Source organism: Pseudomonas sp. FG1 (assembly GCF_034313875.1).
GTDB classification, from domain to species: Bacteria; Pseudomonadota; Gammaproteobacteria; order Pseudomonadales; family Pseudomonadaceae; genus Aquipseudomonas; species Aquipseudomonas veronii.
Genome location: NZ_JAVIWP010000001.1, coordinates 4,023,509 through 4,042,654 on the forward strand (window position 1 = coordinate 4,023,509; position 19,146 = coordinate 4,042,654).

The following is a 19,146-nucleotide window of genomic DNA, read 5'->3' on the forward strand; positions in this document are numbered from 1 at the left end:
GCTTCCGGAAAGGGAATTTAAGTTGATTGGATTCCGGTTTTAATTTCCATCTGACCGCAGATCAATGCTGTTGGATAACTCACGGAATGAAACGATGACGCTAAGCAGCTTTCAAAATGAAGTGCCCAAGGCCAGGGTTAATATCAAGCTCGACCTGCATACTGGCGGTGCGCAGAAAAAGGTTGAGTTACCTTTGAAACTGATGGTGCTGGGTGACTACAGTAACGGTAAAGAACAGCGTCCGCTCTCCGAGCGCGGCAAGGTTGATATCAATAAGAACAACTTTGACAGCGTCCTGGGCGAGTTCTCGCCGGGTCTGAAGCTGGCTGTCGACAACACCTTGGACGACGATGCGTCCGACACCGCTGTCGAACTGAGTTTCCGGTGCATGAAGGACTTCGAGCCTGAGCAGGTCGCACGGCAGATTCCACAACTGCGTGCGTTATTGGCGATGCGCAACCTGTTGCGTGATCTGAAATCGAATCTGCTGGACAACGTGACCTTCCGCCATGAGTTGGAGCGCATCCTCAAGGATGACGCGCTCAGTGACGAACTGCGCGCTGAGTTGGCTGCCTTGGCGCCTGAAGAAGAGCGTTAATTCATAGCGGTAATTTAAAAGGGAAGTTAAAGCATGTCCTTAGAACATTCCAACGTGCAAGCGCGCGGCGCCACAGTGTTGTCTGAAGAGTCTGCGGGTGTTTATGCTGCGCTGTTTAACAAGATCAATTTAAGTCCTGTTGCTGAATTGGCCGGTATTGATATCTTCCAGAACTCGGATGCGCTGTCCGAGGTGTCCGCCGATGAGCGGGTGACGGCAGCGGTCAGTGTGTTTTTAAAGTTGCTTAAGCAATCGCCGCAAAAAATCGAGCGTTTGGATAAAGTCCTGTTGGATGAGCATATTGCCTCGTTGGACCGGCAGATTGGCCGTCAACTCGATGCGATCATGCACCATCCGGACTTCCAGCGCGTCGAGTCAACCTGGCGCGGTGTGAAATCGCTGATTGATCAGACGGATTTCCGTCAGAACGTTCGCATAGAACTATTGGATGTCAGCAAGGACCACCTGGTGCAAGACTTCGAGGACGCGCCTGAAATTGCCCAGAGCGGCTTGTACCTGCATACCTACACGCAAGAGTACGACACACCGGGGGGCGAGCCGATTGCGGCGGCTATTTCAAACTACGAATTCGATCGCAGGCCTCAGGACATCGCGCTGCTGCGCAATATTTCCAAAGTCGCCGCCGCCGCCCACATGCCGTTTGTGGGGGCTGTAGGCCCAGCGTTTTTCGGCAAGGAAACCATGGAGGAGGTGGCCGCAATCAAGGACATCGGCAACTATTTTGATCGTGCCGAATACATCAAGTGGAAGTCATTCCGTGACAGTGACGACGCGCGTTACATCGGCCTGACCATGCCGCGGGTCCTGGGGCGCTTGCCCTACGGGCCCGACACCGTTCCCGTGCGCAGCTTCAATTACGTCGAGAATGTCAAAGGGCCGGATCACCACAAGTACCTGTGGACCAACGCATCGTTTGCCTTTGCCGCGAACATGGTCAAAAGCTTCATCAGCAACGGTTGGTGCGTGCAGATACGTGGGCCGCAGTCGGGTGGTGCGGTCACTGAACTGCCTATCCATTTGTATGACTTGGGCACTGGCAATCAGGTCAAGATTCCTTCCGAAGTGATGATTCCGGAAACCCGTGAGTTCGAGTTCGCCAACCTCGGTTTCATTCCGCTCTCGTACTACAAGAACCGCGACTATGCGTGTTTCTTCTCGGCCAACTCCGCGCAAAAGCCGGCGCTGTACGACACGGCCGACGCCACCGCGAACAGTCGAATCAACGCACGCCTGCCTTACATTTTTCTGCTGTCACGCATTGCTCACTATCTGAAGCTGATCCAGCGCGAAAACATTGGCACCACCAAGGATCGGCGTTTGCTGGAGCTGGAGTTGAACAAGTGGATCGGCGGGCTGGTCACCGAGATGACTGATCCGGGTGATGACTTGCAGGCCTCACACCCGCTGCGGGAGGCGAAGGTCACGGTGGAAGACATCGAGGACAACCCCGGTTTCTTCCGCGTCAAGTTGTATGCCGTGCCGCACTTCCAAGTCGAGGGCATGGACGTGAACTTGTCGCTGGTTTCGCAGATGCCCAAGGCCAAAGCCTGATTCAGTCGTAGGGAAACGATGCCATGAATATCGATCGCCCTCTGTGGGCCGCCGGGGCGTTGCTGTCGCCGCAACAATTCCAGCAACAGGCGCGCTGGGAGGCTTGGACCAACGAACAACTCGCGCACCTGGCCCTGGCACACCCCTGGGGTGTCCAGGCGGTAGGGTTCGACCTGGATGCATTACGGCTGGGTAAGCTCAAGGCGACTCAGTTGCGGGTCCGCATGCCCGATGGCACCTGGATCGACACCGAGCAGGTCGACCGCCTGCCTCCGGCCTTGGAGCTGGCGCAGTTGCTGGCCGACGAAGATCAGGACGCGTTATTGCACTTGGCCTTGCCTCTGGAACAGGCGAATGGCGACAACTGCGTGTTCGACGGCGGCAGGGCCGATCGGCCCACACGCTATCGCCAGTCTTGGCGCGACGTACAGGATATGTATGCCGATGAGGTGCAGTCGATAGGCGTGCTGGAGCATGCACTGAGCCTGCGCCTGCAGCGCGACGATAATGCGGACTACATGACGTGTCCAGTCGCGCGCCTGGTGCGCGACGGGCAGGGCGCCTGGAGCCTCGACCCGGGCTATGTGCCGCCGTTGCTGAGCTTCGCCGCGCACCCGGGGTTGCTGAACCAGCTGGACAACCTGTTGACGCAATTGTCCGCCAAGCGGCAACGGCTCATGGGCATGCGGCGGGAAAGCAATCAGCGCATGGCCGACTTTGCCGTCGCCGACGTGTCGCTGTTCTGGCTGCTCAATGCGTTGAATACCTACCAGCCGGTATTGGCCGATCTTCGGGAGTTTCCCGCGCGCCACCCCGAGCAGGTCTACCAGCAACTGATCAAGCTCGCCGGTGGCCTGCTCACGTTTTCGCTGGAACACGACGTGGACAAGATCCCCGCCTACCGGCATACGTCGTTGGAGGCGGTGTTCCCGCCGCTGATGCACACCCTGTCGCTGTTGTTGGAGGCCAGTCTGCCGTCGCGGGTCATTGCTTTGAGCCTGGAGGTGCAGGGGGCCAATCGTTGGCAAGTCACGCTGAATGATCCGCGCTTGCGCGAGCGTGAGGGGGCCGACTTTTATCTGTCGGTGCGCAGTCGGCTACCGGCGGCGCAGGTGCAGGACCAGTTCCCGCGCCTGTGCAAGATCGGTACGCCGGATGAGGTCGATTATCTGATCAACGCGGCGCTCGACGGGGTGCCGTTGCAATCCCTCAGCCATGTCCCGGCGGCGATTCCATTGCGCCTGGAAAATCAGTACTTCGCACTGGATCTCGGGCATTCCAAGGGGCAGGCGGTGCTGGACGAAGGAGTCTGTGCTTTCTACGTTCCCAGCAGCTTGGTCGACGTCAAGTTGGAATTGTTTGCGGTGCTGCGCTCATGAAACCGACGCCTTCCAACGAGCAAGCCGCAGCAGCGGTGGATATCGACGCGCTGTTACAGGACACCTACCTATTGGTGGTCGAGTTGCGCCAGGGCGCCTCGGTGCAACCTGGCCGGGAGTTGGGCCAGCTTTGTATCGAACAGGTTGAGCAGGCTCGGCAGCACCTTGAACGCGCGGGCCTGAGTCAGCGCAACATCGACCACATCAGTCATGCTCAATGCGCGTTACTCGACGAAACGGTGCTGACCTGCGCCGACGCAGATGCCCGCGCTGCCTGGGCCAGCGAACCGCTGCAGGCCAAGTTCTTCAATCGTCATCAGGCCGGTGAGTTTCTGTACGAGGCCATGCGTGACGTGTTGAGCGAACCCGCGCCGGACCGGCATGTGTTGACGGTATTTCAGCGCGTATTGATGTTGGGTTTTCGCGGGCGCTATCGTGATTTGAGCGACCCCGGACGCGAGCAACTATTGGCTGCTCTCAACGCACAGGCGGCGCCGTTCAAGGTCAGCCAACAGGTGCCGACGCAGGTGGCCGGTGGCGAACTCAGCGCGGGTTTTGGCTGGCTGCGCTCGCCCTTGATTCATCTGCTGACAGTGGCCCTGTTGCTGGTTGCGACGTGGTGGGGATTGGATCATCTGCTGAGCGATGCGATTGCCTCGCTCTTGCCTGATCAGGGGTAAATTCGGATGACCTTCAATCTGCATCGCATCCTTTACCTGTGGGCTGGTGTCCTCGTCCTCGCGTTGCTGCTCATCATTCCGCTGGCGATGTGGGCGCGTGTGCTCGGCGTGCTGATCGCGGTGTGTTGTGTGACGTGGGCCTGGGTATCGCTGCGCCTGCGCGCCGAGCGGCAGCGTGGGTCGGTGAGGTTGGCCGAGGGCATGGTGCTGCCCGCTGCGGGGTTTCGTCAGCCGGTGGTGCTGGTCTGCGGTGATGGCCTGGATGGGCTGTTCGGCGGGGTTGCCGCCGGGCAGTTGGCCCTGCGGGTGACCGAGCAAGGGTGCTACGTGCGCGTACCGAGCCTGGAGCAACTGCCGGCTATCACCGATCACCTTCTGGCCTTGCGTCCTGGCTGGGCCGGGCAACTGGGCGTGATGTTCAGCGTCAGCCCCGGCGCGCACAGTGATGGGGCGGTACTCGCCGGTCAGATGCGCGCCTTCAGTCATCAACTGGCCTTGGCCCGCAAACGCGGGGTTGCGCTGCCGCTGTTGCTGGTGAGCTACCTGCAAACCCTGCAGGACGAGGCGCCCTGGTTCTGTTGGGGCAGCGGGCAGGCCGAGGTCCGTGTGTGTGATGCGGGTGCTTGCGTCAGCCTGGATGACTGGCAACAGCAACCCGCTGACTCGCCCAGGCAGGCCGCTCGGATGCACGTCAGCATTCAACTGAACAGCGCTGTGGCGTGGCTTCACGAAGCGGTACTGCCGCACCTTGTCACGCGTAGCGCTTCTGGCCTGGCGGCGATCTGCGCAGTTACGTGGGTGCCGGCATTGGCGCATGCCGTGAAGGGGAACCTGTGGCAGCAATGGTTACGCAGCAAAGTCGCGCTGGCGGATCACAGGGCGGTTGTGGCCGATGCGGTGTTGCCGTTCCCGGACCCTTTGCTCAACCTGCTGCCGCTCGGCCCGCTGCGTTCCCCGGTGCAACGCGCGAGCGTTGTTGCGCTGTGGTTGTTCGCCGTCGCCGGTGTTGTCGCACTTGCCAGTTCGGCGTGGCAGAACGCCCTGTTGCTGCGCCAAGTCAGTGATGACCTGCGACGTTATTCGGCGATCCCGCAACCGACCCAGCGCAATCAGCGCGAGTTTCTTGGGCGTGAAAGTGCCGTGGGCGTGTTGCGCCAGGACGCCCAGCGTCTGGACGCGTACTACCGGCACGGTGCGCCCCCGGCATTCGGCCTGGGCCTGTATCGCGGCGAACGCCTGCGCGCTGCGCTGCTGGCGGTACTGGCTGCTCACGTTGAGCCGCCACCGGCCGCATCGCCTGCGCGGGCTTCCAGCTCGGTGCGGTTGGACAGCCTGTCGCTGTTCGCCAGCGGCAGTGCCCAGCTCAAGGCGGATTCAGCCAAGATCCTGATCAATGCGCTGGTCGATATCAAGGCCCAGCCCGGCTGGCTGATCGTGATCTCGGGGCATACCGATGCCACTGGCGACCCCGAGAACAACCTTCGACTGTCCCGCGCCCGCGCCGCTGCCGTGCACGACTGGATGCAACGCATGGGCGGCATTCCCGACAGCTGCTTTGCTGTACAGGGTTTCGGCGCCAGCCAGCCGATTGCCGGTAACGACACCGAGGCGGGGCGTGCAGCCAACCGCCGCGTTGATATCCGTCTGGTGCCTGAGGCGGGGGCCTGCGCGCTTCCCGTTGCAAGCCCGGACAGGCAACCCCCGGTCGCATTCCGCGACATTTAAATCTACGAGAAAAAGGAGCTTCACATGGCAATTCCCGTTTACCTCTGGCTGCAAGACGACGGCGGCGCAACTATCAAGGGTTCGGTGAACGTGCAACAACGCGAGGGCAGCATCGAGGTGGTTGCCCAGGATCACAGTCTGTACATCCCCACCGACAACAACACCGGGAAATTGACCGGTACGCGGGTTCACACCCCGTTTCTGTTTTCCAAGGAAATCGATGCCTCCAGCCCCTATCTCTACAAGGCGGTCACTACCGGGCAAACCCTCAAGAGTGCCGAGTTCAAGTGGTACCGCATCGACGATGCGGGGCAGGAGGTCGAGTACTTCATCACCAAACTCGAAGAGGTCAAGGTCGTGAAGGTTGCGCCGAAAATGCACGACGTCAAAGACCCCAGCAAAGAGAAGCACAACCACCTCGAGCAGGTGGAGTTGCGTTACGAGAAGGTCACCTGGACCTACAAGGACGGCAACATCATCCACTCCGATTCGTGGAATGAACGCCAAAGCGCTTGATACGCCCAGAGCAGCAGGTGGGTCTTTGCCTGCTGGCTCCCGGTGTGCTGGGTTGAGCGTCCGTTCGCGGGCGTTCAGCCAAACACATCGAGTTTCCGGCACGCGACTGGCGTTAACGATCGCGTACCACCATCACCGAACAAGGATGTAGCCGTATGGCCCAGAATTCCACGCGCTTGCTTCGTCGTCTCAACCCTTACTGCGCCCAGGCGTTGAGTGCAGCGGCCACGTTGTGCCAGAGCCGTGCCCACGCGCAGATCACCGTCGAACACTGGCTACTCAAGTTGCTGGGGCAAGGTGAAGGCGACCTTACCGTGATCGCACGTCGCTATGAGCGGAATATGGAGACGTTGTGGTATGGCTTGCTGGAGCACATCGATCGCCTGCCGCGTAGCGTGCAGAGCAAGCCGCAGCTGTCGGCGCCATTGCAGCAACTGATCAAAAATGCCTGGTTGCGTGCCTCATTGGACGAGCACAACGACAGCCTGCGTTCCGTACATCTGCTGAGCGCGTTGATGGAGACGCCCAACCTGCTGGCGTGCGAAGCCGTATGGCCTTTGCTCAGTCTCAGTGAGGCGCAGTTGCAGCGGCTGCAGGTGCTACTGGACCAAACCTCCGAAGAGCGCCCCGCGGTGCAGACGTCAGTGACCGCGGTGCCTTCAAGTGAACTCGCCATACTCCCGCCCAGCGTGTCGAAAGACGATGCGTTAGCGGCGCTGCTGGACAGGTTCACCCAGGACCTGACCGCCAAGGCCGCGCAAGGGAAGATCGACCCGGTGTTCGGCCGCGATGATGAAATCCGTCAGGTCATTGACATCCTCAGCCGTCGGCGCAAAAACAATCCGATCCTGGTGGGCGAGCCTGGTGTCGGCAAAACGGCGCTGGTCGAAGGTCTGGCGTTGAGCATTGCCCAAGGCAAGGTTCCGGACAGTCTCAAAACAGTCAGTGTGCGTACCCTTGACCTGGGATTGTTGCAAGCCGGCGCTGGCGTCAAGGGCGAGTTCGAACAACGCCTGAAAAACGTGATCGACGCCGTACAGCAGTGCGAACAACCGGTGCTGTTGTTTATCGATGAGGCCCATACTCTGGTCGGGGCCGGCAACCAGGCCGGCGGCGCCGATGCGGCCAACCTGCTCAAGCCCGCTCTGGCCCGTGGCGAGTTGCGCACCATCGCCGCGACCACCTGGAGTGAATACAAGCAGTATTTCGAGCGTGATGCCGCTTTGGAAAGACGCTTTCAAATGGTCAAGGTCGAGGAACCGGACGACGCGAATGCTTGCCTGATGTTACGCGGGCTCAAGGCGCGCTACGCCAGCCATCACGGTGTGCATATCCAGGATGCGGCAGTGCAGGCGGCGGTCAGCCTGTCGAGGCGCTACCTGACGGGGCGCCAGTTGCCGGACAAAGCCGTCGACCTGCTGGACACCGCCAGCGCCCGGGTGTGCATGAGCCTGGACTGCGAACCGCAGGCGTTGCGCCGTCTGAGTGCCCTGCAAGTGGCCCTGGAACTGGAGGGCCAAGCGCTGGAGCAGGATCAGCGGCTTGGCGGCCACAGCGTGGATGAGCGTCTGGCGACGATTGCCGCGCAACACGCCGATCTGCAACGTCAGCACGCCGATCTGGAACAGCAATACCGCCAAGAACTCGATCTGGCCCAACAACTGATTGCTGCGCGCCAGGCGCAGCCACCGCAGCGGGATACCTGTGCACAGTTGCAACGGCAGTTGAGTGACATTCAAGGCAGCCAGCCACTGCTGTCTTTGGATGTCGACGCACGTAGCGTGGCGCAAGTCATCGCCGATTGGACCGGCGTGCCACTGGGCAGCTTACTCAAGGACGAGCAGGCCAATCTGCTGCTGCTCGAACAGCAATTGCAAGCGCGCGTGATCGGCCAGGCTCCGGCCTTGAGTGCCTTGGCTCAGCGCCTGCGTGCGGCCAAAACCGGGCTCACCGATGAGAAGGCGCCGTTGGGCGTGTTCCTGCTGGTCGGCACCAGCGGCGTGGGCAAGACCGAAACGGCGCTGGCCTTGGCCGACAGCCTGTTCGGCGGCGAAAAATCACTGATCACCCTCAACTTTTCCGAGTACCAGGAAGCCCACACAGTCAGTCAACTCAAAGGCTCGCCACCCGGCTACGTCGGCTACGGCCGGGGCGGTGTATTGACCGAAGCCGTGCGCCAGCGGCCCTACAGCGTTGTGTTGCTCGACGAGGTGGAAAAGGCGCATCGCGATGTGCTTAACCTGTTCTACCAAGTCTTCGATCGTGGGTTTATGCGCGATGGCGAAGGGCGCGAGATCGACTTCCGTAACACGGTCATTCTGATGACCTCCAACCTCGGCAGCGATCTACTGCACACCAGCGTGCAGGAACACCCGGAGATACCGGACAGCGTGCTGCATGAACGACTGCGTCCGATCCTGCGCGAACACTTCCAGCCAGCGTTGCTGGCGCGCTTTCAAACCCTGATCTATCGCCCGCTGCAAGCCGACGCACTCAAATGCATTGTTGCGATCAAGCTGGCCCAGGTCGCCAAGCGCCTGCAGCGTCATTACGGTCTGGATTGCCGGATCGACGACACCCTGAACGACGCCTTGGTTGCCGCCTGCCTGCTACCGGATTCAGGCGCACGCAACATCGACAGCTTGCTTAACGAGCAGCTCCTGCCGGTCCTCAGTCAACAACTGTTGGCGCGTCGAGCGGCGCAACTGCGCACCCACGGCGTGAGCTTGGGCTATAGCGAGGATGAAGGGATCAGTCTGCATTTCAGCGATGTTCAAGACACGGCGCAGGCCGTCGCCCCGGAGGTGTGAACGTGCAGGCTTTCTTCGACCATAGCCGGCACACCTTGAGTGTGCGCAACATCGAAGCCCGTCTCGACGTGTTGGCCTTTGAAGGCCGCGAACACCTGAGCCAGCCCTTCACCTATCGCGTGGAATTCACCAGCACCGAACGTGACCTCGCCGCCGAAACCCTGCTTGGCCAGGACGCTCGTTTCAGCCTGCACGCCGCCCCGCAAAAACCACCGGCCTCAGGCTTCAGCGCGCCCGCGGTCAAACCGCTGCGCAGCCTGCACGGTGTGGTCACCGGCTTCAAGCGTCAGTCCGGCTCGAACGACCAGGCCCGTTATGAAATCACTCTGCAGCCGCGCCTGGCCCTGCTCGGCCAAGGCAGACAATTTCGCATCTACCAGCATCAATCCGTGCCGCAGATCGTCGAAAGCATCCTGCGCAGCCGCCACGACTTTGAAGGCCAGGACTTTCTGTTCAGCCTGAAACGCGACTACCCCAGGCGCGAGCAGGTCATGCAATACGGCGAAAGCGACCTGGCCTTCATCGACCGCCTGCTCGCCGACGTCGGCATCTGGTACCGCTTCACCAGCGACGAACGCCTGGGTATCGATGTGGTCGAGTTCTGCGACGATCAGCGCCTCTACCAGTTCGACATCGCGCTGCCGTATCGCCCGCAATCCGGGCTGGGCAGCAGCGGGCAGGACGCGGTGTGGCACCTGCAATCGAACCACCGGGTGGTCGAACAACAGGTGCATATCCGCACCTACCACCCCCGCGACGCCGGCGCCCACCTGAGCGGCGAGATCGACCAGAGCCGCGGCGCCAGTGGCACCTACGGCGAGGCCTACCACTACGCCGAGCCCTACACGACCCTCGGCGACCGGCTGGATCAGGACGAAGACCTGCTCAGCGAAAGCGGCTACTTCTACGCACGCCTGCGCCACGAGCGTTACCTCAACGCCCAGACCCAACTCAGCGGCATCACCAGCAGCGCCACGTTAGCGCCGGGGCAGGTGCTGCACATCACCGGCGGCGCGCCCCAAGCCTTCACACCGGGCTCGGTGATCACCGGCCTGACCACCACCGCCGCCCGCGACAGCAGCTTGGTCGCGACCTTCCAGGCCATACCCTATTCAGACACCGTGTGCTTTCGCCCCGCACTGCAGCCCAAACCCCAAATCGCCGGCACCGTCCCGGCCCGCGTCACCAGCCCACAGGCCAACGACCCCTACGGCCACATCGACCTCGAAGGGCGCTACAAGGTCAACTTCCTGTTCGACCGCGACACCTGGAAACCCGGCGAAGAAAGCCTATGGCTACGCCTGGCCCGACCCTACGCCGGAGATACCCACGGCCTGCACCTGCCGTTGATCGCAGGGACCGAAGTGGCGATTGCGTTCGAGCAGGGCGACCCGGACCGGCCCTACATCGCGCACGCGTTGCACGATAGCCAGCATGTCGATCATGTGACCTTGCGTAACTACAAACGCAACGTGCTGCGTACCCCGGCGAACAACAAGCTGCGGATGGATGACACGCGGGGGCGGGAGCACGTCAAGCTGAGTACTGAGCACAGTGGTAAGAGCCAGCTGAATCTTGGGCATTTGGTGGATGGTCAGCGACAACCACGTGGTCAGGGAGCCGAATTGCGTACCGATGGCCATGCCGCCATCCGTGCGGGCAGCGGCATCTTCATCAGTGCTGACGCGCAGCCCAAAGCTCAGGGTCAGATGCTTGAAATGAGCGCCGCGCTGGGCCGGTTACAGCAGGCGGGCGAACAGTTGGACGGGTTGTCGGTAGACGCCCAGGCAGCCCATGCAGACCCGGCCGATGTACAGGCGCAGTTGAAGTTGCTCAAGCAAGACCTGGAACAACTCAAGTCGTCCGTGCTGGTGCTCAGCGCGCCCGATGGCGTGGCCGTGACCAGCGGCCAGCATCTGCAATTGGCGGCGCAAAAAAATCTGATGATCAACTCCGGGGCTGAGACGGATATCAGCGTGGTCAAGCGGCTGTTCATCGGTGTGGGGCAAGGGATGAGTCTGTTTGTGCGCAAGCTGGGGATCAAGCTGATCGCTAATCAGGGGGCGGTGAGTATCCAGGCGCAGAACGACAAGCTCGAGTTGATCGCGCGTCATGGGTTGGACATCACCAGTACCGAGGACGAGATCCATATCACGGCGAAAAAGAAAATCATCTTGAATGCCGGTGGCAGCTACATCGCCATTGATCAAAGTCGCATCGAGTCCGGGACTCAGGGGGACTACTTCATAAAGTCGGCGTACTTCGACCTTCAGGGGCCAGCCCGACAAACCCTGGATATGCCACAGCCTCCTCAATTGACTGAGCACAAATCCAAGGCCCAGGGGCCTACGGATTTCTCTGGCTGATCCCTTTGCTACCAGGAGTGAATCACACCATGGCCAACTTGTTTTCTCGAGTATTTGATCTCTTCAGCCCCATCCGGGAAGAGCCGATTTATGTGGCAGACCCTCCGCTTTGGCCAACACGGCAGACATCACCTTCGCCGTCTCAACCGCTTGCGCAAACCAGTAACGACACACCGGTTCCAGTGAGAAACTGGAGCCATCCCTTCAAGTACAAGACCAGCCCGTTGCTGCAATTAACCCAAATGGCCAAGGCGGTAGCCGGTTACTACCCGTTGGGACGCAATGGTCTTTGGCACGGCGGGGTGCATTTCGACAGCGGCACAGCCGGCACTCTGGATCAATCCAGCGTGCATTGCCTGGCCGACGGCGAGGTGGTGGCGTATCGCATCGACGAGCACTCGCCGACCACCGCGTACTTCGTCAATGAACTGAGCGTAAAAAAGCCCTTTTCACGCAACTTTGTGCTGGTACGTCATCGCCTCGAAGCTCCAAAGATTGAGGGGAGCCCAGACGCACCGCCGAGCCTGATTTTTTATAGCCTGTACATGCACTTGCAGGATTGGGCGGTTTACCAGAACGACCCTGGCATTGCGCGTCCCGCGTTTTGGCCCGAAGGGCAGACTCGCAGAGTCAAGGCAACGGTGCGGGACTTAATCCCAGGCCATCCTGAGCAGCAGGGTTTGAAGGTTTACAACCAGGCGCAGCGGAGTAAAGCGCTTGCTCTGTTGTTACCGGGGGCGGAGGTGACCGTAAGCGGTGACGGTGAATTCCGAAAGCTGGAAAACACCAATGGACCTGACGTACTGAAAAGCGCCGATGGCCCACTGCTCGGTTACCTTTCGATTGACTATCTGCTCCCCATCGCCGGCGATGAGTACCGCGTCAAAGCAAATCCGTCACTTCGTGTCCGCGCCGAAGCGAACACCAGCAGCGCCATCCTTATGGAACTGCCCCATGACACGGAAGTAGCCGTCAGCGGTGAAGGCACGTTCCGTAAGTTGGAGCGTGTAAATCAGTACGTTCACTTCAATTCCCTGGACGGTGTTCGCGAACCGATAGCCGAGCGCATCGAGGTTCTCGATCAACCGATAGCGATCAAGGCTGGCGACTTGATCGGTCACATTGGCGAGTATCAAGACGGCGGGGCTGAGCACCCGGAAAAGAAATTGCATCTGGAAGTGTTCAGTGCCGATCACATGGAACCGTTCATCGAAGCAAGTCGTGCCTGGGCACAACGACTACCTGAGGCAAGCAAGTCCTGGCTGAAACTCTCCAAGGGCACTGCCGTAGTGGCGCATCAGGAGCGTTTCAGCGTCACACAACCACCCACGCTCAGTGCAGCCAGCACGCCCAGTGATGCTGATCTACTGGTGCCTAAAAGTCAGCTCGATGGCCTACAGACCGATAAAAAAATCATGATCGCCGCAACGGCAGATCGAAAGGCCTGCAACTGGTACCGCCTCGATGGACTGCTGCACGACGTGGACGGCGTGTTACTCGATGGCTGGGTGCGCGAAGAAGTGGGCGTTACTCCGTGGGTCAGTCCATGGTCGTGGGACGGCTACGACATCGTCTTCAACTACGACTCCCCTCGGCAAACCCTGGCTTCTTTTTTCCGCGCGGCCAACCGTTTTAATGAAGAGCAACTCGAACGCCACGGCCCCTGGGCCGACATGTCGGATAAAGGGCCGATGAAGAAGCGCCTGTACGACATCATTGATCGTGACCGTGATGGAAAAATGACGGCTGAAGAGTTGCAGGCAGCGATTGGCCTACCGGCGCACGCGCAATCGCTGTCGCAACTGATCATTTTCTACGAAAGCGAATGGCGCCACGAACCCCATAAGTGGGACGCGCTGGACGCAGTACTGGGCCATAGCGGCTCCACCCCTCTGCTGAACTGGTTGGCGGAGAAAGAGCGGATCAAGCAGATAAGTTGGTGGAATGAGGTGGCGCCGGGAGTGGGATTGCCGGTGCATGGGCGGGTTTATCACTTGCATCCCGTGGGGTTGGTAGGACAATTTCTGACGAGAGATGAGTGCGCTTGTGGTTGTTGTTTAGATATTAAATTTTCGAGATATAGATGGGTTAGGAAGAGGAGAGGGTACCCTGACATGACATATTATGGCCCTGTATATCATGGGACTAAGAAGTTAAACAGGTTTTCAGGTTGGGACGATCTGATCAGTAAGGGAAAAGCAACAAGTGATGAAAAGGCTATTGTGATTGCCATGTCTTCGAATGAAGGGGCCATGGACGCAGTTCAAGCCTGGGACTGGCAAACATTTAGTGCCGAAGCCATGCAGAAAACTGTAACTCCTGAAGGTTATGGTGAATTACCCAAGCAGATCAATGAGTTTAAATTGGAAAACCGAGTTTTATTTAGCGAAATTTTTGCTAAGTGCGGTTGGTCCATCAGGCAAGAGTCCAATGGAGCAAGAATATATTACTCGTCAGGAGAGACGGAGAATGAAGAGATAACCGGGAGTGCGCTGTATGAATTCATAAAAAAAGGATTTGGTCAAACTGATTCTGGATTTCCCAAAAAGTCAGAAGCTCTGGCTTCGATTGCGAGTGCAATGCTTCATGAAGAGTTTCAGAAAAAACAGGTGGTTGATTTTATTGCCCGTATGAGAGTGGCTCTCTCGAAGTCACCTCTCGGTTACGCTAATCCTGCAAGTGACTTCTTCCAGTCGAGGCTCGGACGTGCTCTGGTTCTTGATCACGATGTGAATGCGCCCGCTAATGTGTCACGTAGCCTCAAGAGCGCAATTGACGTATTGCGCAGTCGCCACCCTGGATTGAGTTTAGATCCATACCAGTGGGGAGATAGTCGCCTGCAGTACGAGGAAGAATTGATAATGATTTATGGGCCAGCTCGCAATATGAACTCTCCGAGTGAACGCTACAGTCACCTTCGTGGGTTATTATAAGGGACGTTATAGTGAGACATATAATTTTGTTATTTTTTGCTGTACTAACCTCTACTGGATTGATGGCGACCACTATCCAAGGGGAATCAGGTTTGCTCCTCTATTCGGACGGGGTTGATGGCGACTATAAATCGCTGGTCTACAAAACAAACACTGGAAGGGTTCTGCGAATATTTGATGAGGGGTTAAGTTATAACTATAATAGCAAGTATGATGCTGGTAATCTTTCTCCTGATAAAGCCTACTCGGTGGTACATTTTTCTGAAGTGGGGGAGGAGTACGAGGGGCGCTCTAATACCATATATCTTTGTGCGTTTGTAAGAATGTCTGATGGTTGCGTTGTGAATGTATCAACTGGAGAGCAGTGTGGAGGGGGGTGGGGGACGTCTAGTCTGTGGCGTAGTTCACTGAGTATTAACGGATACGATTTGACTAAAGATTCACCAACCGTCGACAAAGTCTACAAGGACTACGCGTCCGGACGAAAGGATTTAATTCAAGTTTCCTCTCCAAGGGTTCTCGCGTATTTTTTAGAGGGAACGACATTTGATAATATTCTAGCTTGCGACCCTCCTCGCGAGAAAAATAAAAAAATATATAGTGACATGTTGACGCTGCTGGAACGTGACGGCGATGCGAGCAATTCTTTAAAGCTGAGAGCGATTATGGGTGCAACTGGAATGCTGCCTACAGGTGAAACAGTACAGGCGGCTCAACCGGCAATAAAGGTTGAGAGTCGCCGACCTCTTGCACTGTCTGTATTTGATCATGGAACAAAATATGGCCTGTTGGTACCAGGAGATTTTTTACGTGAGATTGAGGCGGTATACGATGACGTGCATATTGAGGATATTACCGGTGACGGGGTCGGAGAGGTGGTTTTTCATTTGGCGGGAGATGGTGTGAATTTTTGCTCGAGAGTACTGCGTTACGAAAGTAGTGATCACTCCTTAAAGGAGTTGGTTTTTAATCAGGGAGGTCTTTGTGATTTTAAGCTTAGAGGTGGCTATATTATCAGCTCTTATAAGGATGGGGGTGCTTGGGTTGAAGATATTTACATTGCTGAAGGTGGGCAAGTAAATATAAAGATGTCGGATCGCTGTGTCGGGTGTGGTGAGGTAAGTCGGGTAGTTTACCCTTTTGCTGGTTCGCCTATAAGGTCGTTAGTGTCCGATGACATGAATTTCGAAAAGCGTACAGAATTAGTCTCTACCGTGGAATCTATCCAGGCTAGGATTTTTTCTTCCCCTGCAGCGACTAAGTCCACGCAAAAATATTTAATACGAGGAGATAGAATTACCTTTTTGGGGTTTTATAGCAATGACGGTGAAGATTGGGTTGAGTTCAGGTTTTCCGGGGGCGTTACTACAGAAGGGTGGTTGAGGTGCAGTGATCTAGTTAGTTGTGATAAGTTTTAGTGTATCGACATTGCTGATTTTTAGTGCTGGCGTCCCAAGGCAAATTTTTGAGGGTCGTGAGTTGGTAATGCGTTTGAGTGAGCGTGCGTCCGATTTTTATGATGTGGGCGCGATTGAATTCGTGCCAGTGGATGGCGAGCGTGGGCAATTATTGTTGGCAGGCACCGCTCTTAATATCTCGAGCTGCCCGGATTGTTGGTAATGAAAGCACTTTCGTCATGTTAGGAAGTGATTGTGAAGTAGATGTTGCTGGTTGCGACTCTTACGATGACTTGTCTGTTTTCGTAATTATTAGTGTGAGCTAGCGAAGTATTATGAATGAATAGGTTTTTTTGAAACTAAGCATCGATGACAGTTCTTGTATTTTAAGTGCGCTTAGCAAATATGACCCTTTCGCAGGGCAAGTAATTGAATCGTTTCGTGAGTGGAGATAGAACATGAAAAGTATCGTAAGCGATCCATCACCTACACATTCAAAGCCGCCCATTGAAGCCTGATGCTGTGCTCCCGATCTCTTTACGGAGCCAGCACCTCATGATGCGTCCCGACGCCAAAGTCGAAAAAGTCTACCTCTACCCCAAGCCCGTGGATTTTCGAAAATCCATCGACGGCCTCGCCGCCCTGGTCGAGCTGGATATCAAGGTGGCGGTATTCGACCCGGTACTTTTTGTTTTTCTAAATCGCCCCCGTAACCGGGTGAAAATCCTTTACTGGGAGCGCAATGGCTTTTGCCTTTGGCTCAAGCGCCTGGAGTCCGAGCGTTTCAAAACCTCGCCCGACGCGACTGACGAAGCCATCGTATTGAGCATCCAGGAACTGAACTGGCTGCTTGACGGTTTTGACCTGTGGCGCAACCGTCCGCATCAGGTTTTGACGCCGCGATTTGTTGCTTGATTGGGTATAATCCGGGCCATGACTTCGATGCCCGACAACCATCCCGATGACCCGGCTGCGCTCAAGCAATTACTTGCTCAGATGCAGTCGAAAGTCGCTCTTCTTGAAGAGGAAAATGCACTGCTTCGTCAGCGCCTGTTCGGACGAAAATCTGAGCAAACCGTTGATCCGATGACACCACAGCTGCCGTTGTTCAATGAAGCTGAAAGTATCGCCACGCCAGTGCCCGTTGATGCTGAGGAAGAAGTTGTCGCCCCGACCAAACGCCGTGGCAAACGCAAGCCTCTACCCGCTAACTTGCCACGAATCGAAGTCATCCACGAACTCCCCGAACACGAACTGACCTGCATTTGCGGCTGCCGCAAACATACCATCGGCGAAGAAACCAGCGAACAGCTGGAGATCGTGCCGATGCAGATCCGGGTGATCAAACACATCCGCAAGGTCTACGGCTGCCGTGGTTGTGAAACTGCACCGGTCACCGCCGACAAACCCGCGCAACTGATCGAAAAAAGCATGGCCAGCCCCAGCGTGTTGGGCATGTTGCTGACCGCCAAGTATGTCGATGGCCTGCCGCTGCACCGTTTCGAAAAAGTCCTCGCTCGCCACGGTGTCGATATCCCGCGTCAAACCCTGGCGCGCTGGGTGATCCAGTGCTGCGAACACTTCCAACCGCTGTTGAATCTGATGCGTGATCGGTTACTGGAAAGTCCGATTGTTCACTGCGATGAAACGCGAGTGCAGGTGCTCAAAGAGCCAGGTCGAGACCCGACCAGCCAATCCTGGATGTGGGTACAAGCCAGCGGCCCACCGGCGCGACCAATCCTTCTTTTTGACTACACCACCAGTCGAGCGCAGGAGGTGCCGTTGCGGCTGCTCGGCGACTATCGTGGCTATTTGATGACTGACGATTACGCCGGCTATAACGCCTTGGCCGCGCAGCCGAGTGTCGAGCGTTTGGCTTGTATGGCCCATGTACGGCGCAAGTTTGTCGATGCGCAGAAAGTGCAGCCCAAGGGTAAAACCGGTCGGGCCGATGTTGCGCTGACGATGATCAACAAGTTGTACGGTATCGAACGTGATTTGAAAGAAATGACGGATGAGCAGCGCTTTGCCGGTCGCCAGGAAAAGAGCTTGCCGGTGCTCGCGCAGTTGAAAAGCTGGCTGGAGAAAACTCAGCCGCAAGTCGCATCGCAAAGTGCTCTCGGCAAGGCGCTCAGTTATCTGGGTAGCAACTGGAGCCGGCTGGAACGTTACGTGGAGGCCGGTTTTTTACCGATCGACAACAATGCCGCCGAAAGAGCGATAAAGCCGTTTGTCATAGGGCGCAAGGCATGGTTATTCAGCGATACGCCCAAGGGCGCCACCGCCAGTGCGCAGATCTACAGTCTGGTCGAAACGGCTAAAGCCAACGGCCAGGAGCCCTATACGTGGCTGCGCCACGTACTGGAGCGATTACCGCAGGCTGAATCAGTTGAAGATGTTGAGGCGTTACTACCCTGGAATTGGAGGGCATCATGAGTATCAACATTGATCATCTGAGCGTCGATGAGTTAGTGACATTGAATCATCACATTATCGAACGGCTGAAGATGTTGGAGTCATTGGAGGCTCATAAATCGATGATGCAGTTCCATCCGGGAGCACGGGTAAGCTTCGATTCACCCAATGGTGAGCGCCTGTCCGGTACCGTCATGAAGTTCAACCGCAAAACCGTCACAGTGGTAACCGACACCGGCCAGCGCTGGAATATTTCGCCGCACTTACTGTCACCGATCAAAAACGTACAGGCAGGGATGGTGGTGGATGTCAGGCCGAAAAAATGAAGTAACTGTGCCGAGAATGGTCTCCGCGCCAGCATGATTTGATTCCTCCCCATCTCAGGCGCCGTCTGTTTGGATAGGTGGGGTTTATGGATCAGTTACAAAGTATCATTCGCATAGGCGACAAAACAACCGGCGGTGGCAGTGTTCAATCAGGTTCCACTGTCATGTTCTTCAGAGGCATTGGCGCGGCTCGCCAGGGTGATCCAGTGGACTGCCCGATCCCCAGCCATGGCCGAACAGAGATTGCCGAGGGGCACCCAACGTTTCATGACTACGGCATTCCGGTCGCGTTTCATGGGCATCGTTGCGCGTGTGGTTGCACCTTGATTTCGTCTCTGCCTCAAGCAAGTGCGAGCTAGTCATGCCGGTTAGATTGGATCAAGTCCCAGCACCGTCGCCACGACCTGCGCGGCCGAGGGTTTGGCGTTG

Annotated in this window: 14 protein-coding genes; all 14 read left to right on the forward strand. The window is 57.3% G+C overall.

Features of this window, described 5'->3' with window-relative positions:
* Positions 1–94 precede the first annotated feature (94 nt).
* The 14 genes from tssB to RGV59_RS18635 all read left to right on the forward strand — a co-directional run bounded on the left by tssB (position 95) and on the right by RGV59_RS18635 (position 19,076).
* The gene (gene tssB, locus RGV59_RS18570; protein ID WP_046383738.1) at positions 95–598 is read left to right on the forward strand and encodes a type VI secretion system contractile sheath small subunit; all 504 of its coding nucleotides are present in this window, start codon (positions 95–97) and stop codon (positions 596–598) included.
* Between the two features lie 33 nt (positions 599–631).
* Positions 632–2,170, forward strand: a complete 1,539-nt coding sequence (gene tssC, locus RGV59_RS18575; RefSeq protein ID WP_126587268.1) for a type VI secretion system contractile sheath large subunit — start codon at positions 632–634, stop codon at positions 2,168–2,170.
* Positions 2,171–2,193: 23 nt separating this feature from the next.
* The gene (gene tssK / locus RGV59_RS18580) at positions 2,194–3,549 is read left to right on the forward strand and encodes a type VI secretion system baseplate subunit TssK (protein ID WP_126587267.1); all 1,356 of its coding nucleotides are present in this window, start codon (positions 2,194–2,196) and stop codon (positions 3,547–3,549) included.
* A complete protein-coding gene (gene tssL / locus RGV59_RS18585) occupies positions 3,546–4,229 on the forward strand; it encodes a type VI secretion system protein TssL, short form (RefSeq protein ID WP_046489055.1) in 684 nt (227 codons plus the stop codon). Before tssK ends, tssL begins: the two co-directional genes overlap by 4 nt.
* A gap of 6 nt (positions 4,230–4,235) precedes the next feature.
* Positions 4,236–5,954, forward strand: a complete 1,719-nt coding sequence (locus tag RGV59_RS18590; RefSeq protein ID WP_126587266.1) for an OmpA family protein — start codon at positions 4,236–4,238, stop codon at positions 5,952–5,954.
* 24 nt (positions 5,955–5,978) lie between these two features.
* On the forward strand, positions 5,979–6,470 hold the full coding sequence (locus RGV59_RS18595) for an Hcp family type VI secretion system effector (protein WP_046383733.1): 492 nt from the start codon (positions 5,979–5,981) through the stop codon (positions 6,468–6,470).
* A 155-nt stretch (positions 6,471–6,625) separates the two neighbouring features.
* On the forward strand, positions 6,626–9,280 hold the full coding sequence (gene tssH / locus RGV59_RS18600) for a type VI secretion system ATPase TssH (RefSeq protein WP_126587265.1): 2,655 nt from the start codon (positions 6,626–6,628) through the stop codon (positions 9,278–9,280).
* Positions 9,281–9,282: 2 nt separating this feature from the next.
* Positions 9,283–11,646: a type VI secretion system tip protein VgrG gene (locus RGV59_RS18605; protein WP_322247024.1), complete on the forward strand. Its 2,364-nt coding sequence runs from the start codon at positions 9,283–9,285 to the stop codon at positions 11,644–11,646.
* 29 nt (positions 11,647–11,675) lie between these two features.
* Positions 11,676–14,579, forward strand: a complete 2,904-nt coding sequence (locus RGV59_RS18610; RefSeq protein ID WP_126587400.1) for a hypothetical protein — start codon at positions 11,676–11,678, stop codon at positions 14,577–14,579.
* Between the two features lie 11 nt (positions 14,580–14,590).
* The gene (locus RGV59_RS18615) at positions 14,591–15,997 is read left to right on the forward strand and encodes a hypothetical protein (RefSeq protein WP_126587399.1); all 1,407 of its coding nucleotides are present in this window, start codon (positions 14,591–14,593) and stop codon (positions 15,995–15,997) included.
* A gap of 534 nt (positions 15,998–16,531) precedes the next feature.
* Positions 16,532–16,891: an IS66 family insertion sequence element accessory protein TnpB gene (gene tnpB, locus RGV59_RS18620; protein WP_322247025.1), complete on the forward strand. Its 360-nt coding sequence runs from the start codon at positions 16,532–16,534 to the stop codon at positions 16,889–16,891.
* 18 nt (positions 16,892–16,909) lie between these two features.
* A complete protein-coding gene (gene tnpC, locus RGV59_RS18625) occupies positions 16,910–18,412 on the forward strand; it encodes an IS66 family transposase (protein WP_322247026.1) in 1,503 nt (500 codons plus the stop codon).
* The gene (locus RGV59_RS18630) at positions 18,409–18,717 is read left to right on the forward strand and encodes a hypothetical protein (protein ID WP_322247027.1); all 309 of its coding nucleotides are present in this window, start codon (positions 18,409–18,411) and stop codon (positions 18,715–18,717) included. Before tnpC ends, RGV59_RS18630 begins: the two co-directional genes overlap by 4 nt.
* 86 nt (positions 18,718–18,803) lie before the next feature.
* The gene (locus RGV59_RS18635; RefSeq protein ID WP_126587409.1) at positions 18,804–19,076 is read left to right on the forward strand and encodes a PAAR domain-containing protein; all 273 of its coding nucleotides are present in this window, start codon (positions 18,804–18,806) and stop codon (positions 19,074–19,076) included.
* Positions 19,077–19,146 lie beyond the last annotated feature (70 nt).

What these genes read in the sequence shown, in the direction of transcription:
- tssB (WP_046383738.1), top strand. Translation starts at nt 95, where the DNA reads ATGACGCTAAGCAGCTTTCAAAATGAAGTGCCCAAGGCCAGGGTTAAT.
- tssC (WP_126587268.1), top strand. Translation starts at nt 632, where the DNA reads ATGTCCTTAGAACATTCCAACGTGCAAGCGCGCGGCGCCACAGTGTTG.
- tssK (WP_126587267.1), top strand. Translation starts at nt 2,194, where the DNA reads ATGAATATCGATCGCCCTCTGTGGGCCGCCGGGGCGTTGCTGTCGCCG.
- tssL (WP_046489055.1), top strand. Translation starts at nt 3,546, where the DNA reads ATGAAACCGACGCCTTCCAACGAGCAAGCCGCAGCAGCGGTGGATATC.
- RGV59_RS18590 (WP_126587266.1), top strand. Translation starts at nt 4,236, where the DNA reads ATGACCTTCAATCTGCATCGCATCCTTTACCTGTGGGCTGGTGTCCTC.
- RGV59_RS18595 (WP_046383733.1), top strand. Translation starts at nt 5,979, where the DNA reads ATGGCAATTCCCGTTTACCTCTGGCTGCAAGACGACGGCGGCGCAACT.
- tssH (WP_126587265.1), top strand. Translation starts at nt 6,626, where the DNA reads ATGGCCCAGAATTCCACGCGCTTGCTTCGTCGTCTCAACCCTTACTGC.
- RGV59_RS18610 (WP_126587400.1), top strand. Translation starts at nt 11,676, where the DNA reads ATGGCCAACTTGTTTTCTCGAGTATTTGATCTCTTCAGCCCCATCCGG.
- tnpB (WP_322247025.1), top strand. Translation starts at nt 16,532, where the DNA reads ATGATGCGTCCCGACGCCAAAGTCGAAAAAGTCTACCTCTACCCCAAG.
- tnpC (WP_322247026.1), top strand. Translation starts at nt 16,910, where the DNA reads ATGACTTCGATGCCCGACAACCATCCCGATGACCCGGCTGCGCTCAAG.
- RGV59_RS18630 (WP_322247027.1), top strand. Translation starts at nt 18,409, where the DNA reads ATGAGTATCAACATTGATCATCTGAGCGTCGATGAGTTAGTGACATTG.
- RGV59_RS18635 (WP_126587409.1), top strand. Translation starts at nt 18,804, where the DNA reads ATGGATCAGTTACAAAGTATCATTCGCATAGGCGACAAAACAACCGGC.